Source organism: Bradyrhizobium sp. Ken51 (assembly GCF_055807435.1).
In genome coordinates this window covers 1-15,900 of sequence record NZ_JBVVPB010000025.1, presented here as the reverse complement: position 1 = coordinate 15,900, position 15,900 = coordinate 1, and the positions used below count along the sequence as shown (strand labels likewise).

Below are 15,900 nucleotides of genomic sequence, written 5' to 3'. Positions count from 1 at the left end.
GCCTGTGAGGACCGCGACGGATGAAGCAGCGATGACGAGCGCAATCAGCGATATTTTCATGGCTCTGCCTCACACGAAATCAATGAACTTGTTGAACGGCATTTCGCGGATGCGCTTGCCTGTAGCCGCGAATATCGCGTTGGCGAGCGCGGGCGCGGCCGGAGGAACGGGAGGCTCGCCGATGCCGCGTACTTTCGGGTCGTTCTCGAGTGCGCGGACTTCGATGACCGGACATTGATAGATTCGCATCGCTTCGTGGTGGTTGTAGTTGGTTTGCTGGACCGCACCCTTGGCGTAGGTGAGCTGGCAGTTCATGGCATGGCCGAGTCCCCAGACCACACCTCCCTGCACCTGGCTTTCCAGATTCACGGGATCGACGACCTTGCCGACATCGACGGCGACCCAGACTTTGTCGATCCTGACGCCTTTGTCGGTCATTGTGACCTCGATGACCTCGGCCGTCGGTGTCCCGAAGGATTCCACGAACGCGACGCCCCGGCCTCTGCCGTTGCCGAGTGGCCCGTTCCAGTTCGACATCTCCGCAACCGTCTCCAGCACCTTGCGGTAGGTGGGAACGGAGCACATCGCGATGCGCGCCTTCAACGGATCAAGCCCCGCCGCGTGGATCAGCTCGTCGATGAAGCTCTCGGTGAAAAAGCCGGCCGTCGAGGCTCCGACCGACCGCCATGTGGTGCTTGGCGACAGCCCTTGCGCTTCATAGCTCGTGGCCCGGAAATGGGGCAGGTCGTAATAGACGTTCCACAGACCGGCGGCTAACTGCGGGTCGGGGTCCTTCGACGGCGCTCCCATCCGTTCGAGCAACCCTTTCAGCGGAGCCGTCGATGCCAATTGCAGATCGGCCGCGACGATCTTCCCCTTGTCGACACTGCCTCTGTGGCGGGCGATTGCAATCTGCCTCGGGATGTCCTGCAGGAAGTCCTGCTCGCGCGAAAAGACCAGCTTGATCGGCGTTCCCCGCATCTGATTGGCGATCTCGGCCAGGACGCGGATATTCTCGAATTCCAGACGGTGACCGAAGCTTCCACCGGTCCACTGATTGTGGAACGTCACCTGTTCCGGCTTGAGGCCGATGGCAGCTGCCGCGATGCTTTGGACGGCCTGAGGGCTCTGATGGCCGACCCAGATCTCCATGCCGGAATCGGAGACAATGGCAAGCCCACTGAGCGGCTCCAGAGGCTGATGCCCGACATAAGGCGCGCGATATTCGGCTTTGACGAGCGTGCCCTGTTTCAGCCCAGCCTCTACGTCCCCGACTTTCCGCCATTCCTTGCCCAGGAACTGCGGCTTGAACGATCCTTCAAGGACTTTCCAATGGCCGGCCTGTTCGGCAGGGTAGGTCGAGGGCGCCCACACGCATTGGATGGCATCGACCGCCTTCATGGCGTACCAGCTGTTGGTTGCGATCACAGCGACGCCGTTCTTCAATTTGAGGATCTTCTTGACCCCCGGCATCGACTGCGCCTTGCCTGCCTCGTAAGATTTCAGCGGCTGGCCCTTGTTGGGGTTCAATTTGACGGCGGCATACATCATGCCGTCTATCTTCTTGTCGATACCGAATTTCAGCTCGCCCATGACCTTCGATCGGACGTCGAGGCGCATCATCGGCTTGCCGACCATTCGCCATTTGGACGGATCGCGCGGCTTCGCATCGAGCACCGGCGCGATCCGAGCGGCCTCCGCCGCAAGTTCGACATAGGGAATCTTGGTCCCATTGGGCAGGATGACGTGGCCAGACTGCGTGTTGATGTCGGCCAGCGCGACACCGGAACGCTTGGCCGCTGCAGCCTTGAGCGTTTCGCGCGCGACCGCGCCGGCGATACGCAACTTTTCGTAGGTGTCCGGAATCGAGCTTGACCCGCCAGTCATTTGCAGGCCCGACTTTCGCAAAGCTTCGAGCGCGTCGGCACGCGCGGCCTCCGCCGCCGGGCTATGGTCCGCCGACAGGAAGGGCGCATTCTCATTGGCAAATCCGGTGTTGAAGTAAGCGGGACTCGGCCCAGCGAAGCGAACCTCGAATTGACCTGGGTCGAGGTCCATCTCTTCTGCAATCAGGATCGGCTGCGCCGAGCCGACGCCCTGACCAATATCAGCGTGTTGGGCAATGAGCGTTATCTTGTCCGGGCTGATCTCGACCCAGGGATTGAAGGTGACTGAGTTCGGCCCGAGCCCCGCGGCCAGGGGATTGCCGTTCGTTGCCGTAGCAGCCATGGCCGCATCGCCGTAGGAGCCGAAAGCTATTCCGCCCGCTATCGCGGCGGAGCCGAAAACGAAAGCGCGACGGGAAATATTCTTGATGTCCTCCATCTCACTTCTCCGCCATTTTCTTTGCGGCAGCCGCGTGGATCGCAGCGCGGATACGCGGGTAGGTGCCGCACCGGCACAGATTGCCGGACATCACTTGGTCGATAAGCTCATCCGTCGGCTTGGAAGCGCGTTCAAGCAGCGAGATGGCCTGCATGATCTGGCCGGTCTGGCAGTAGCCGCATTGTGGGACCTGATGTTCGATCCAAGCTTGAAGAACCGGATGCTGATCCCTGTTCTCCAATCCTTCGATCGTGACCACCGAATTTCCCGCGACTTCGCCGATGCGCGACTGACAGGATCGAACGGCCTTTCCATCAATATGCACAGTGCAGGCGCCGCATTGCGCGACACCGCAACCGTACTTCGGGCTTGTAATGCCGAGTTCGTCGCGCAACACCCAGAGCAGGGGCATTTCGGGTACGACGTCAACCTGGCGCTTGATCCCATTGACCGTGAGTTCGATCATGTCGCTACGTCCTTGGCGGATTGTTGATGCGGTCGTGTTGGAACTGGTGTCCTGACATCTTGCTTCCCTCACGCCGATCGACATGTGGCCGCTTGCGATCGGGACATCCATTTGTTCGCCCCAACAGCACTGTCTCATGCGTGCCGAGCGGTATTGCCGAATCCTGCGCTTTCATGCGCAATCTCTGCCGAGTCCCGCAGCGATGCGGTCGGTCCTGACGTCGAGCGGGCCGCAGCACAGCTCGCGGTAGTGCCCCGGTGTGAGGGTGGTGGCCTTGCGGAACACGCGCGTGAAATTGGCTTGGGACCCGAAACCGAACTCCAGCGCAATGTCGACCAGCGACGAATGGTTGCGTGCCAGTTCTTGCCGCGCGGCCTGGACGCGCCGATCGGTCACGTAGCGGTGTGGCGAGAGGCCTGTCGCCTCGCGAAAAAGCCTCGAAAAATGATAGGGACTGAGGCAGGCTTGCGCCGCCAACTCATCAAGCCTGATGTCAAGGCCGAGCGAGGCCTCGATATGGTCGAGCACGCGTTGAAGCCGTCGCTCATCGAGCGACGGTGATTTCTCGGGCGGCCGCCAGCGGTCGATCGTGTAATGCGCCAGAAGATGCGCCGCGAGCGCGACCTGGATGCCTTCCACAAACAACGCATCTGTCGGCTGGCGCGGACGATGGAGCAGGTCACGCAAGGGCGAGCAGACGTGGAAGAGAACCTGGTCTGGCAGGCCGTGGGCATAGGCGATCTCGACCTTCGCCGGATCGATATCGAAGTCGGCAAGGGCGCTTTGGTCCAGCAGCGCCGGCGGAAGGTAGAGATGGAGACATTCCATCCGGTCCGAAAGCTCGAGATGGCTCTCCTGCGTACCCGCCGGTACGAGGTAGCTCATGCCCGGCCGGGCCAGGCTCTTCTGGACTTCGCCATTGCCGATCCGGTGGACCATCCCGCCGCCTGACAGCAGCATGACGAGTTCGGTGCAAATGGGGGCGGGGGTTGCTTGGTGGCCCGCCTCGAATTTCCGGTGTTCAATGCTCAGCGCAGGCCACTCGCTGGTCTTCGCGAGCTTCTCGCTGTTCTGATATTTTTGATCTCCATGCGTGACGAACGCCATCATGACCTCCGTCCCGGCCCCGTACGCGAGCGAGCGATGATTTCATCCAGCGGACAGTCGCAGTCTCGATCGCTGCCCGCTCAGGGATTTCTCACAAACCGCCGCATGCGTGTCCAGAGGCGGGGCGGTTAAAAGAGGTAAAAGGCAAGCATGGCAAGGGCTTGGCAATGCGCCCGCCAGTTTCGAAAGCTGATCTCGCGCCGAATGAGCAAGATGCGTCCGTCATCTCGCAAGAATCGAAAATACCACAATGGGCGCGCGATCTAGTGATGGCTCATCTAACTGCGATTGCTGCAGTCGACGTTCTCGCGATCATCCCTCGACGAATGGCTTCGCCTGCCACAACGAAGGACATGCGCTATGGCCCTTAGGGATATTCTGTCCAGCAGGCTTGGCTTCGGCGCGGCGCCACTCGGCAACATGTTTCGCGACATTCCGGAGCAGGAAGCGCTCGCGACGGTGAACGCGGCCTGGGACGATGGCATCCGTTATTTCGACACTGCCCCCTTTTACGGCGCAGGTCTCGCAGAAATCCGCATGAGCGCTGCCCTGGCCGCCAAGCCGCGCGGGGACTACGTGATCAGCACCAAGGTCGGTCGTCTGATTCAGGACGAGATCGAGGATCTGGGTGCCCGCGACCTCGGCGAGAAGGGCGGCGTCTTCAGATATGGACGCCCCAACAAGATTGTGAACGACTACTCGCGCGATGCCACGTTGCGCTCGATCGACGACAGCCTGAAGCGGCGGCTAGGCACCGACCGTATCGATATCGTTTTCGTGCACGACGTCGCGCAGGATTTCTACGGCGACGAGTGGCTGTCGGTCTTCGAAGATGCGCGCAAGGGCGCCTTCAAGGCGCTTGACCGGCTCCGCGACGAGGGTGTGATCAAGGGATGGGGGCTCGGCGTCAACCGCGTTGAACCGATCGAACTGCTGCTTGGGCTGGAAGGCCCGCGTCCTGACGGGTTTCTTCTCGCGGGCCGTTACACGCTCCTCGACCACGCACGGGCGCTTCAGAGGGTAATGCCGATGGTCGCAGAGCACGAGCTCGCAATCGTCGTCGGCGGTCCCTACAGTTCCGGGGCACTCGTCGGCGGCCCGAATTTCGAGTATGCTCCGGCGGCTCCCGAGATCCTCGGCAAGGTGGCGCGGATCAAGGCGATCGCTGACCGCTACGGCATCAGCATGAAAGCAGCGGGCTTGCAGTTTGCGCTGGCGAATCCGGTGGTTCAGGCCGTCATTCCGGGCGCGAGCCGTCCGAGCCGCATCGCTGAGGATCGCGCAGCTCTCCTCGAATCCATCCCTGCCGATTTCTGGCACGAACTCCGTTCGGCAGGTCTGGTCAATCCCGCCGCGCCGCTTCCCGCCGATTGAACGGCGCAATCGGCGCTCCGACTTTTCGGCTCGGCTGCGCGTCGACCGACAGGAACTGCTCGTGAATCAAACAACGGCCAAGGAGACGGACATGACGGACAACCGGGACAACGCGACGGGAACGGGGCGCCGTAGCGTGCTTCGAGCGGTCGGTGCTGCCGTGGTGACCGGTGTTGCCGCCAGCACGCGCCCCGCCGCAGTCGCCGCAGCTCAGGGCACGGATGCAATGTCGGCTGTCGAACGCAACCAGGCGCCGCTTGGCGCGCGACTCCAGGGTGTCCAGCACTTCGGACTTACGGTGCAGAACATGGAGCGGGCCTATCAGTTCTATACTGACGTACTGGGCGGTACCGAAGTTTTCCGTCACGGCGATTTCAAAGGTGACGGAGTGCATAACACCTGCTGGCCGACTAGGAGATTGAGGCGAACGCTCGTGGGGTCAATCCCCGTACCATCGGGGTCCCCGATTTGCGGAGCGGCGCGCAGCGGCTGGATGTCCGCTTCATTCAATTCGACAACATGGTGCTTGAGCTGCTGCAGTATCGCGAGTCCGATCAGCCGATGGGCACTTCGAAGAGCTTTGCCGAACCGGTGGAGCACATGAGTCCCGCGTTTCCGCGCATGATGCATATCTGCTTCTATGTTCGCGACGATGTCGATTTCAACAAGTTCATCACCGACCTCGAAGCCGAATCCGCTCGCCGCGGCCTGACGCGGGTGAGGGCAAACCGGACGGTCCGGGTCACGACCGAGGCGGAAAGGAAAGCCGCGCCGCAGAGCGCCAATACGAACCGGGTCACCGAGGAGCCCTCGAACGGCTGGGAACTGATCTATTGCAAGGGTCCGGAAGGCGAGCAACTTGAATTCGTCAAGGCGCTGGGCCCGGTGAAGAAGCGTTTCAGCGAAGCCCTCGCGAAACGGCAGCAGGCGATCACACGCTGATCCACAGATCACGGGCGACGGACATCCGATCTCCAGCCGGTTGCCAGCTTGGCCCTGCGAAGCGTTCGTGACTGACAATTCAAGATACTCATGATGCCAATTCTCGTCCGTAACTCGCTTGCCGCCCTGCTGTTCGCCGTCTCGATCACCGGAGCCGCGTCTTTGGCGGTCGCCGAAGAAGCGCCGCGAATCCGCTACCAGGAAATTCCGGAAGGCGCCTATTCGGTGGTGGCGCAGGTGCGAGCCAAGCCGGGTAAGGAAGATGCGCTGCGCGCAGCCACGTTGCCGCTCATTGCCAAGGTTCGGAGCGATCCCAGGAATCTGGTCTATTTTCTCGCGGAAGATCGGACAAAGCCAGGCCACTTCATCTTCTACGAGGTCTTCGCCAGCAAGGCCGATTTTGACGCACATAATGCCATGCCCTCTGTCCAGGAATGGTTTGCCAAGCTGCCGGAGCTTGCCGAGGGCGGCGTCGAAGTCATGCATATGGCAATCCTTGCCACGCCGGAAAAATAGCCGGATTCCGATCGAGCACTCAATCGGCGGCTCGCATGTGAACAAGCACTATCTGAGCGGGTGCACCGGCCGCTGGATACGCAATCTGCGCTATGACGTTCCTGCGGCAAATTGCTCTTCGCAATCGTGCTAATTCGGAAGCGCGCTATTCAACCTCTTCGCAATGCATGATAATTCCGCTTGATCTATTAGATCGAGCGGCAAGTATCGATGCTGGCTGTCACGGAGACACGACAACGGAGCGGGCGCCCGCAGGAATCGGCGTTCTCTTTCGGCCCATTTCGACTGATTCCTCGGCGCCAGTTGCTGCTTCTGGATGGGCGCCCGGTGAAGTTGGGAGGGCGTGCATTCGAGCTCCTGCACCTGCTGGTGCAGCGCTCTGGCGACCTCGTCAGCAAGAATGAGTTGATGGCGGCGGCTTGGCCGGGCACGTTCCTCCACGACAGCAACCTCAAGGTCAACATGTGGAGCTTGCGGCGTTCGCTGGGCGATACGCAGATCGAGCCTGTGTATATCGCGACGGTCGCCCGTCGAGGCTATAGGTTCATCGCCGATGTGCAGGCCATTGCCACCGACATCACCGACGATCCGGCGCGCGCTGATCCCGTCGTCCCGTCACGGCCGCCTTCCTTGCGTGGCATCGTTGGCCGCGAGTCGGACATGGCGGAGATTGCCGAGCTGTTGGCCCGGAAGAGGCATGTCACCCTTGTTGGGCCCGGTGGCGTCGGCAAGACGACGCTTGCCGTCGCCGTGGCGCAAGTCTTCGCCCCCCAATGCCGCGATGGCACGTGCCTCGTCGATCTCACCACAATCTCCGATCCGATGCTTTTCGGCCCCGCGCTGGTGACGGCGCTTGGGATCCGGGGCAACTCGGACAACAGCCTGGCCGTCGTGCTGGAGTATCTTAGGTCGCGCCAGATGCTGATCATCCTCGACAACTGTGAGCACGTGCTGCCTGCGGCGACCATCTTCGCCGGGAGCTTCGCGGACGACACGTCGCCGTCGGTTCTGCTCGCGACGAGCCGGGAGGCGCTTGGTACCGCGACCGAGCATGTCGTGCGGCTTGGCTCGCTTGCCGCGCCCAGAGTGGGCGAGACCACAACAGCTGTGCAGGCGCTGAAATTCCCGGCGGTGCAATTGTTCGTTTGCCGTGCGGCCGAATGGTCGGACTACCAGTTTAAGGACGAGGATTGCCCGGCCATTGTTTCGATATGCCATGCGCTCGATGGCCTTCCTCTGGCTATCGAGCTGGCGGCGGCCCAGATCGGCACATTCGCTCCTCTCGAATTGGTGGCGGCGATGGACGGGAACCTGGGTTTTCGTGCAGCAGGCGCCGAAGTCACGCCTCCGCGTCATGAAACCCTCATGGCGACGATCGACTGGAGCTTCAGGCTCCTCTCGCACAAGGACGCAAGGCTGTTTGCCTTGCTGTCCGTGTTCAACGATGCGTTCGAATCCGAAGATGCGGCTTTTGTCGCTGAGGGCGCCGGGCTGAATCCGGTTGACGTCGCGACCGGGCTCGGCAGTTTGGTCGCCAAATCCCTTCTGAGCGCAGAGTCCGACGGGCCGAGCTTGCGCTACCGACTGCTCGACAGCACGCGGCGATATGCAGCCGAGCGGCGGGAGAGGGATCGTGCTTGCCATCAGGCGCTACGCCACCATGCGGAGCGCGTCCTGGCGCTGTTCGAACGGTCTGAAGATGAATGGAACTGGCGCGAGCCGGCTGATTGGACGAATCGCTATCTCGGCCGCATCGCCGATCTGAGGGCTGCGCTATCGTGGGCATTTGGCAAGCATGGTGATCCTATCCTCGGAATCAGACTGACGGTCGCCGGGATCACTTTGTGGTCGGAGACCTCGATCCTGTCGGAGGCTCAAGCGCGGCTGGAAACGGCGCTTGCTCTGGCCAGGACCGTCGAATGCGATGATCTGCTGCGGGCAAAACTTGCCTGTGCGCTCGGATGGAGCCTGTTCTACGCCCGTAAATTGTCGAACGAGAACGAAGTTGCCTGGCTCGATGCCATCGAATTTGCAAGGCGCGCGCGGGATTGCGAATATCAGCAGCGCGCGCTGGTGGGGTTTGCATTTTATCTGCTTCAGATCGGACATGTCCCACGTGCCATAACCTATCTCGAGGAAGCCACCGAGCTCGCTGAGCGCGACCGCGACCTGACGGCAACGTCCGAAGCCGATCGGGCACTTGCCTGGGCCCGAGCCTTCGCCGGCGAGTTGAGCCGAAGTCGCCCGGTTCTCGATCGCCTCGCTGCGACCTATTCGCTGGCCGATAGCCGTTCGCGCAAGGACGCGAACGAGGTCTATCGCTACATCACGGTCCGCTTCAATCTGCCATTCGTTGCCTGGATGCAGGGACAGCCGGACTACGCGTCCAGACTGGCCAGCGACGCGGTCGAGGCCGCAGGCCGCAGTGGCCAATGGGTGTCCCAGTCGAATGCGCTCGGCCTTGCTGCGCTACCGGTGTCGCTCGAAACGGGAAATCTGGAAGCCCTTGAAAGCTACACGGAAAGGATGCGCGCCAATCTCGAGCGGGAGCGCATCTCGCGCTGGGTCCCGGTCGAGCGCTACTTCTCCGCGTGCCTTCGCGACCTGCGCGGCGACCCGCGCGCGGTGGAGGACATCCGAGCGGCGATCGACGAACTCATCGAATGCCGCTTTCTCATGCGAATTGGCAGCTATCTCGCGGTCCTCGCCCGCGCGCTGCTGAGACAGGGACGTATCGACGAAGCGCGCGCAGCCATTACCCGGGCTCTCGCGCATCAGGAACGCCAGGGCGAACGCTGGTGCCGGTCGGAGTTGCTGCGGATCGATGCATCGGTGCTGCTTCGCGCAGGTGAGGCTCCGCTGGCTGAAAAGCGGCTGCAGGAGGCTCTCGCCGAAGCGCGGTCCATCGGCGCACTGACGTTCCAGTTGCGTATCGGCACCGATCTTGCGAGGCACTGGATCGCACTTGGTCGCAGGCGCAAGGCTGCCCAGTTGCTCAGCCCGATCTATGAAGAGTTCAGCGAGGGCTTCGGATCAAAGGACCTCGTTGAGGCTTGGGAACTTTTGCGCCGAGCGCGAGCGAAAAATTAGTGCTGCGAGCAGCATGCTCAATGACGGCTTGACGATCGAATACAGTAGGCTGCCGGCAGCGAACGGAACGGCTTGGACCCTTTGGCGAACTCGCCGATCGAGGGCTTTGCGGCGGTCGATGTTGCGCTCCATGTCGAGCGGCCAATCTTCACCGTCCTTGCGACGGCGGAAGGTCTCTGACACATAGCGGCTCTGCGACGGACCTGGACGCGCCAGTTCCTAATTCGTGGACGCGACGTGCACCGAGAGGTCGAGACGGGTACAAACGTGTGCAATTTCGGCTAGATTGGAGTGCACGGGTTCGTGTTTCATCCTATTGACACGATAAGGTAAATCATTGAAAGCGCAAAGCTATCGCTTTTCCGTGGCCCCTATGATGGACTGGACTGACTGAACGCCGACGAATCAAGAAGTCCTTGCGGGACAGGGACTTTTTCAACGTTCATAAAAGAGCAGATGTGCGATGTAGTATTTTCGTCGTACCTAGCTCGCAAGCTGACGACATTCCTTAAGCGCGGCAGCGCGCCGGGCGTCGAGGTAATCGGCCAAATCCTGAAGGTGGACGCCCTTGGCACACTTCTGACTCGCCTCCATGCGGACTAGCGGGATCATGATTTCGCCTGCGCCAACCTTGCGGATGAACTTCGCCGGATCGAGATGCGAGAAGTAATCGCGGCACAATTCCTCCACCGGGATAATGGCTTTGCCGCCGTACTGCGCCATAAGCAAGAAGGCGGTGTTGAGGGTCGGGGAGTTGGCAGCTGCTTTGCTCATGAGATGGATGCTAGTTCGGCGCAGCGGCGACTCAAGCTGTTCTGGTCTCCCTTACGGGCGCACGCGCAAGGTAGCGTGGGCGGCCCCTGTGCCCATCCATATCGCAGTTGCCGCAATTGGCGAGGTGGGCGTCCCAAAGTGGGAGGCGTGGAGCGCGCTTTCGAAGCACCGAAGAGTAGGCCGAACAATCAGCCAAGCTAAACGCTGCGGGCGGACTTATCCGGGCATCGTTTCCGCTGTGAACGGTATCTTAGCGTACACCTCCTCATCCGATATTTCGGTGACCGTTATCCCGCCGTCTTTCAAAAGATCGTCGGCAATGGTCTCCAAGATGGCAAATTCCGCGATATCGGACCATTCACCGTAGCGATCCATGAGGGTTCTCAGCGCGACGTCTAGACGACTTACGAACTCGGCGCACCAATGATCGGCAACAAAATCACTGGCCGCTTTGTGGTCAGCAAGTCTCATTCCAAGGCCGTGAAGCTGACCCAACAAATACGCCGCGAATTTGAGGGTGTTTCCGTATTCTGCTCCGACTTCGCTGACAACTGAACGAATGTCACCGTGCCGCCTGTAGCGCTTTATCGATTCGTTGGCGCGTCCTCGCGCATCGCGAGCTGCGCCTACGAAGAGTTCCGCTAGATTGTCCGTCGTTTCAGCGGCGGAAAATTGCGCGCTGAAGTAACTCGCTGCGTATTCGTCCCAGCATGCGGCAGCGGTGCTACCGAGAACGTTACGCCGAAGGTTTGAATATCGCGTCTGCATCAATACGTTCGGGAACGCTTCGTCGCGAGCTTTTAGGTCATGAACGTGGCCGCATTCATGCGCGATGAGGTGAAAAAGCTCGCGACTAATCTCATCAGCTTCGATGCCACGTACAACGTTGGCGTCATAGACCATATGAGCTTTGACAACCCCGTTCCGTAGTACTGCCGGTGTCATTGCAACCCCTAGTCCGTAGAACGCTGACGTCGCGGTAAGGGGCGCGGTTCCTTCAACACCCCTGTCAACGTTTGCTAGCGCCTCGGGATAATTGTAGGCGACGCTCACTGCGTCCAAACGCTCCAAATCCAAGTACTGTCCGATCACATGGAGGTAGGCTTGCAGCTTCCCAGCAAATGTGCGTGCTGCCTCATCGCTTTCGAAGCCGCTAAGCGTCACCGGGAGCTGATTAGGTAGTGTAGACGGAGCCGCAGCGGTCATCCCCGATTCTGTCATTCGCACCTACGCGTCCCGGCTATCCAGAATAAGTATTGAACCTGCCCTGCTTCACGCCGCGAATGTACCCGCGCGACACCCGCTCATCCATCTTGCGCTCTAAGAACTCGTTCGCAATCAACAGCGCCTTCACAGCTTCGCGGGCGTCGCCGCCGCACGCTGCAATTGCCTGATTGGCGGCAGTTTCCAGCGCCTGCGTGTCAGATTGCAGGTTCAGGGCAGTGACTTCAGGCATGGGGAAAACCGAACGACAGGGCTTGGCAATGTTCTCACTTCGTTCTAAACAAGTCAAGCGTGTAGTGTGCCTGGGGGAAACGCGATGGCGGTTGGTAGGTTGGGCGGGCTGGCGCTGTTTGCCGCCATCGCTTTGTTAGCCTTTGGCGAGCCAATCCAGGCGGCTTCCGACCAGATCGATCCAAGAATTGCATTCTTTCGCGAATACGTTCGCGAAATCATCGAATTGCATGCGCTTCGCGAGCAGGCGTCTAAGGAGTTGGCTGAGGCGCCAAGCGCCGACCAGAAGCTTGCAACGATGGTACGCGTTGGCACGCGATATAAGATGAATACTTCGATAAGCATGAGACTGCTCAAGGACATAAAGCCGGACGCGCCCTGCGACGCCTTCGCCAATGGGCTCCACGATGTGAATGAATTGAGATGGTCGAAACACGCGGAGTTGGTTGGAGCAGCCCAAGAGTTAATAAGCGGACCAAAGCCCGGCGTGGACTACGGAAGAATATCTGCGCGTGTGCCAGAGATTAGCGCAGAGCTGGAACAGGTTGACCGCACGACGTTTACAATAGCTTCAGGAGCGTTTCTCTGTCTGGTGGACGCGACTAAAGTGAACGCCCAAGGCAAAGTGGATCGACTCATCATCGACGGCAACGAGCGTCGGTCGCTGGCGAAGCAGATACAGTCCGGCTTTGGGGCTACGCTGCAATCCTCGGATGACGCCGACACATTTGTATCTGCTGGCAAGCTCCTGAAATTTGCCCTGGAAGGACAGCAGTGGAAGAACAGCGATGCCCATTAGGCGGCTGACCGCTTTCGAAATCGCGTTCAGTGCAACCATCGTCATTTTGTCTTTTGAGTGTAGCGCAGGGACCCGCCTTAGCGGGCAAGCGAGCATCATCGATGGCGACACACTCGAAATCCACGGTGCGCGCATTCGCCTGTGGGGCATTGATGCTCCCGAAAGCTCGCAGCTCTGCCGCGGTGACGACAGCTTGCTTTATCGTTGCGGAAGGAAGGCGGCGAATGAGCTGGATGCGTTTATAGGGAGAAGACCAGTTAGCTGTGAGCCGGTGAGCCGTGATGTCTACGGACGTACAGTCGCTAGGTGCTCAGTTGGCCGCGTTGATCTGGGAGATTGGCTTGTGCGGGACGGGCTCGCGTTCGATTGGCCCCGCTACTCCAAAGGCAAATACGACAGCGCGCAACGCGAAGCCGAACACGCGGGACGTGGAGTGTGGGCGGGCAGCTATGTTGTGCCGTGGCTGTATCGCGCTTGCATCAATGGGGGCGGGAAGCCGGGCGGCTGTTCGGACGAGGCAAGGTCGCATCCGTGAAGGTAAAATTGTGACAAACAACTTGAATAGAGCGCGTCCCGATGAGTGGCAGCGCGGCGATCTTTTTCCCTTTATCGAGGAATGTTGGAGCAACTCGCTGGCTGTTGTTGGCAACAAGAACGTTGTGGCGGCACGGTTCACAGCAATCGACGACATCTTCGGCGAAGTGGTACGGCAAGGTATCAAACCGACAAAGACCGCCGAAATAGTGCCGGTGTTGCTATATATGCGGTCCTTCAATGCATTCAGGGCTTCGGTGATGGTTTGCCTAAGCTTACCAACCGAAAGCTTTCCATTGCAGCGCTCCTGTCTGGAGAATGCGGGATACGCTAGACTAATCGCGACAGATGCGACTCTATCTGCCTTGTGGTTGCAGCGCGATGAGAACTTGGCGGAAGTTCGAAAGCAATTTTCCAATAAGGCCGTACGAGAGGCTATTGCTAAAGATGACGAGCCGCTTTCGAAAATCTATCAGGAAATGTATGAGCGCAGCATAGACTTTGGCGCCCATCCGAATGAAAAGGGGGTCTTGGGTGCTGTCGTGCCTGGCTCCATCAACACTGGCACTTTGCAGCTGGCGATGCTGGCGGGTGATAGCACACAACTTCAACACGGTTTAAAGAGTTGCGCCCAGGTAGGCATATGCGCTTTGAAGGTCTTCAACCTAATATTCCGCACCCAATTCGCGAAATGGGATTTCGAGAGCAAGATAGCCGCGGCAGCCCGGTCGTTCTGATGAGGCTGTTGGTCGCTTCGGCCCTCATAGTCGTGGCGACAACTGCCCTCGCTGCGCCATTTGAGGGCGGTGCTAACAGCCCAGAATGCAAGGAACTGACGGCCAGACTAGCCGAAGCGACAAACGCGACGTTCGATCACTACTCGCCTTCGGGCAATAATGTGTTCCTCAAGAATCCCGACATGGTCCTGAGTTGCATGACCCATCGCCTCACCGGGGTTTCGCTCACCTGGGACAACAGCGGCTTTCCCCCAAGCGAGTGGTTCGGCCTACTAGCGAGAGCGGGGAAGGCCGTCACGGGAGTCGACGTGAAGACCTTAGAAGCTGAATCCCGGAAGTGTCATCGTGCGGCCCTAAAGGACAAGAGCGAGCTAGCGGATTTGGACATTCCCAATGCGAAGATCGAGTGCCAGGCGTTTACGCGCGACGGGGGCGGGGTCAACATCCACATTTGGATGAACGACCGTGAAGCTCGAAAATGAATTGAAGAGCGCTGAGGGAGAGGTACGGCTAGTGACAATCTCGCTGAAAACACAAAAGATGCTTTGGGGGAAAGCTGCGGGGCGCTGCTCAAGAGAGGATTGCCGGAGAGTGCTATTTGAAGACGAGACGACGGCCGACGATGCGTCGCTTGTTGGAGAAAACTGCCATATCGTAGCGGAAAGTGATGGCGGCCCGCGTGCCGATCCCACAATGCCAATAGAGCGGCGCAACAGCTACTCCAACTTGATTCTTCTCTGCCGCATCCATCACAAGGTGATTGATGATCAAGAGAGCACTTACACAGTTGCGTCCCTCCACGAGATGAAGGATCAGCACGAGGCTTGGGTGAGGGATCAGCTTGGATTCGACCAAGCTAAGCAGTTTCAGGACGAGCAGTACGCAGGGATCGTTGATGAATGGGAGCGTCTGGCTCATACCGAGAATTGGCTTGGGTGGGCGAGTTATGTGCTTTCCAATGATCATCCGAGAATGACAGTCGAGATCGATAGTGACCTGGAGAAACTTCGCCAATGGCTTCTTACTCGTGTTTGGCCCGAAGGTGACGCGGGATTGGAGAACGCATTCCAAAATTTCCGACGAGTCTTGAGTGACTTCCAGGAGATTTTTCGGAAGCACGTCGAGAGAACCAGCGACGGAGACTGGCTCTTCACGATAAAATTCTACCAAAATCCTGTATGGGACGCCGAGCGTTACGAAGGGATGCTCAAGAAGTACGAGTTCCACGTCTCGCTAGTCCAAGATTTGATGCTGGAGCTAACCCGCGCAGCTAACCTGATAGCGGACCGGATCAGGCAGACGCTCTTGCGGACCTATCGCCTCAAAGAAGGGAGGTTCGCAGTAGAATACGGTCCGCTAGAGGGGTTTCAATTTCGCACTGTCATAGTTCAGTATGGTCCTGAAGAGCGGAAGGAAAAGATGCCTTACCCCGGGCTAGCAGAGTTCCTGACCAAGCGAGCGAGCCGCGACTTGCATTTTGGCGAGGGGACCGAGCCGTAGCAGGAGATTGACCATCCTACCTTCATGCTGCTCGGTACCCAGTTCATGAAGTAATGCGCGGTTCTCTTTTCGAAAACCAACCGTGACGTGGCCGAGCTTCTCGAAACGAGCTCGTAGTAATTGACTCTCTTAGGAACTGACGTTTCCGCCGCGATCGTCAATCGCTTAAATAACCGTGCTGCTCGGACTCTAGCTCGGCCAGGATGACCTTGCCCCCAAGTTTTATCCAGTTCTGAGTTCGCCCCGGCGGTTGGATTTGCCCTCTTGGGCGGTGGGAGCGA

The 15,900-nt window shown here is 59.4% G+C and carries 17 protein-coding genes; 10 read left to right on the top strand and 7 right to left on the bottom strand.

Going from position 1 to position 15,900, the window contains the following annotated elements:
* Positions 1-69 precede the first annotated feature (69 nt).
* From AC0L27_RS30945 to AC0L27_RS30935, 3 genes are all read right to left on the bottom strand, one after another.
* Positions 70-2,325 (bottom strand): xanthine dehydrogenase family protein molybdopterin-binding subunit, encoded by a 2,256-nt coding sequence (locus tag AC0L27_RS30945; RefSeq protein WP_473321479.1) that lies wholly within the window; start codon positions 2,323-2,325, stop codon positions 70-72.
* Position 2,326: 1 nt separating this feature from the next.
* Positions 2,327-2,791: a (2Fe-2S)-binding protein gene (locus tag AC0L27_RS30940; RefSeq protein ID WP_473321477.1), complete on the bottom strand. Its 465-nt coding sequence runs from the start codon at positions 2,789-2,791 to the stop codon at positions 2,327-2,329.
* Between the two features lie 171 nt (positions 2,792-2,962).
* A complete protein-coding gene (locus AC0L27_RS30935; protein ID WP_354204579.1) occupies positions 2,963-3,898 on the bottom strand; it encodes an AraC family transcriptional regulator in 936 nt (311 codons plus the stop codon).
* Positions 3,899-4,258: 360 nt separating this feature from the next.
* Here AC0L27_RS30935 and AC0L27_RS30930 point away from each other — a divergent pair, with 360 nt between their 5' ends.
* Complete coding sequence (locus AC0L27_RS30930; protein WP_354204372.1) at positions 4,259-5,272, top strand: aldo/keto reductase; 1,014 nt, start codon at positions 4,259-4,261, stop codon at positions 5,270-5,272.
* Here AC0L27_RS30930 and AC0L27_RS30925 read toward each other — a convergent pair.
* On the bottom strand, positions 5,241-5,666 hold the full coding sequence (locus tag AC0L27_RS30925; protein ID WP_275167477.1) for a hypothetical protein: 426 nt from the start codon (positions 5,664-5,666) through the stop codon (positions 5,241-5,243). The genes AC0L27_RS30930 and AC0L27_RS30925 overlap by 32 nt on opposite strands.
* Between AC0L27_RS30925 and AC0L27_RS30920 the strand changes: the two genes are divergently transcribed.
* The 4 genes from AC0L27_RS30920 (at position 5,580) to AC0L27_RS30905 (ending at position 9,820) form a co-directional block, all read left to right on the top strand.
* A complete protein-coding gene (locus AC0L27_RS30920) occupies positions 5,580-5,876 on the top strand; it encodes a hypothetical protein (RefSeq protein ID WP_354057493.1) in 297 nt (98 codons plus the stop codon). The two genes, AC0L27_RS30925 and AC0L27_RS30920, sit on opposite strands and share 87 nt — an antisense overlap.
* Entirely contained in the window at positions 5,873-6,214 is a 342-nt protein-coding gene (locus AC0L27_RS30915; protein ID WP_354055714.1) for a hypothetical protein, read from the top strand. The genes AC0L27_RS30920 and AC0L27_RS30915 overlap by 4 nt, the downstream gene beginning before the upstream one ends.
* Positions 6,215-6,376: 162 nt before the next feature.
* Positions 6,377-6,730: a putative quinol monooxygenase gene (locus tag AC0L27_RS30910; RefSeq protein WP_275167475.1), complete on the top strand. Its 354-nt coding sequence runs from the start codon at positions 6,377-6,379 to the stop codon at positions 6,728-6,730.
* 210 nt (positions 6,731-6,940) lie between these two features.
* The gene (locus AC0L27_RS30905) at positions 6,941-9,820 is read left to right on the top strand and encodes an ATP-binding protein (RefSeq protein ID WP_473321475.1); all 2,880 of its coding nucleotides are present in this window, start codon (positions 6,941-6,943) and stop codon (positions 9,818-9,820) included.
* 483 nt (positions 9,821-10,303) lie between these two features.
* Here AC0L27_RS30905 and AC0L27_RS30900 read toward each other — a convergent pair whose 3' ends face one another.
* The 3 genes from AC0L27_RS30900 to AC0L27_RS30890 all read right to left on the bottom strand — a co-directional run bounded on the left by AC0L27_RS30900 (position 10,304) and on the right by AC0L27_RS30890 (position 12,050).
* Positions 10,304-10,594: a pyocin activator PrtN family protein gene (locus tag AC0L27_RS30900; RefSeq protein ID WP_473321474.1), complete on the bottom strand. Its 291-nt coding sequence runs from the start codon at positions 10,592-10,594 to the stop codon at positions 10,304-10,306.
* Between the two features lie 216 nt (positions 10,595-10,810).
* Entirely contained in the window at positions 10,811-11,800 is a 990-nt protein-coding gene (locus AC0L27_RS30895; protein ID WP_473321473.1) for a hypothetical protein, read from the bottom strand.
* A gap of 34 nt (positions 11,801-11,834) precedes the next feature.
* Positions 11,835-12,050 (bottom strand): hypothetical protein, encoded by a 216-nt coding sequence (locus tag AC0L27_RS30890; protein WP_473321471.1) that lies wholly within the window; start codon positions 12,048-12,050, stop codon positions 11,835-11,837.
* An 84-nt stretch (positions 12,051-12,134) separates the two neighbouring features.
* On the opposite strand from AC0L27_RS30890, the gene AC0L27_RS30885 reads away from it, so the two are divergent.
* Genes AC0L27_RS30885 through AC0L27_RS30865 form a run of 5 tightly spaced genes read left to right on the top strand, consistent with a single transcriptional unit; the run spans position 12,135 to position 15,619 of the window.
* Positions 12,135-12,848 carry a hypothetical protein gene (locus AC0L27_RS30885; RefSeq protein ID WP_473321470.1) on the top strand — a complete coding sequence of 238 codons (714 nt, stop codon included), beginning with the start codon at positions 12,135-12,137 and terminating at the stop codon, positions 12,846-12,848.
* Positions 12,838-13,383, top strand: coding sequence for a thermonuclease family protein (locus AC0L27_RS30880; protein ID WP_473321469.1), 546 nt, complete (start codon positions 12,838-12,840; stop codon positions 13,381-13,383). Before AC0L27_RS30885 ends, AC0L27_RS30880 begins: the two co-directional genes overlap by 11 nt.
* A gap of 10 nt (positions 13,384-13,393) precedes the next feature.
* On the top strand, positions 13,394-14,119 hold the full coding sequence (locus AC0L27_RS30875; protein ID WP_473321468.1) for a hypothetical protein: 726 nt from the start codon (positions 13,394-13,396) through the stop codon (positions 14,117-14,119).
* Positions 14,119-14,601 (top strand): hypothetical protein, encoded by a 483-nt coding sequence (locus AC0L27_RS30870; RefSeq protein WP_473321467.1) that lies wholly within the window; start codon positions 14,119-14,121, stop codon positions 14,599-14,601. Before AC0L27_RS30875 ends, AC0L27_RS30870 begins: the two co-directional genes overlap by 1 nt.
* Complete coding sequence (locus tag AC0L27_RS30865; protein ID WP_473321463.1) at positions 14,585-15,619, top strand: HNH endonuclease; 1,035 nt, start codon at positions 14,585-14,587, stop codon at positions 15,617-15,619. Before AC0L27_RS30870 ends, AC0L27_RS30865 begins: the two co-directional genes overlap by 17 nt.
* Positions 15,620-15,900: the final 281 nt, after the last annotated feature.